At 41.7% G+C, this 780-nt stretch carries 1 protein-coding gene; it reads left to right on the top strand.

The features are described from left to right. The coding region (locus M595_RS28140) for a DEAD/DEAH box helicase (protein ID WP_023069944.1) at nt 1-780 on the top strand (780 nt) is incomplete at both ends.

A 780-nucleotide genomic window follows, 5' to 3' on the forward strand; every position in this document is an offset into this window, starting at 1 on the left:
ATGGTTTGATCCTGATCTGGTGATAATTGATGAATGTCATCAAGTCATGTGGTCAAAATGGGCAAAAAAACGATTTCCGCGTCTGAATAAAACCCCAGATTCATTAACCTATTCTCCATTGTTAATTGGGTTTACAGCGAGTCCTTGGAGACTGAGTAAACGGGAAAATTTTGGTCATATTTTTGAAGTTCAAATTGCCAGCCAATCTCCCGCCCGTTTAATAGAAAAGGGTGATTTAGTTCCAACTGTTTATTATGGCATAGCCGGGGCAGATATCAAAGGGGTTAAAATTCGCCAAGGAGACTTTGCCATTGGTGAACTCGAACTCCGATGTAACGCCCCTGGGGTGGTTAAGGCGACGGTAGACAACTATGAAAGATTGTGTCCTCAGCGCTTAACTCTCGTTTATGCAGTCGGGGTAAAACACGCTCAATCTCTTTTTCAAGAGTTTACAACTCGAGGTCATCCTTCAGCTTTAGTCACTGCTAAAACATCCGATGAAGAACGATTAAAAATCTTTGATTCTTTTTCTCAAGGTGATGTTAAAATCCTGATTAATGTGGGGGTTTGTTCGACGGGTTTTGATCGACCCGAAGTCAGTTGTATTATTCTCGCACGACCAACTCAATCTAAAGCCCTTTATGTTCAGATGATTGGTCGAGGAATGAGGTTATGTCCGCAGCAAGGAAAATCAGATTGTTTGATTTTAGATCAGGGCGGAAATATTCAGCGTCATGGGTCAGTTGAGGAAATTGAGTATGAACCTTTGACCGAGTTAGA

Origin of the sequence: Lyngbya aestuarii BL J (assembly GCF_000478195.2) — a bacterium.
GTDB classification, from domain to species: Bacteria; Cyanobacteriota; Cyanobacteriia; order Cyanobacteriales; family Microcoleaceae; genus Capilliphycus; species Capilliphycus aestuarii.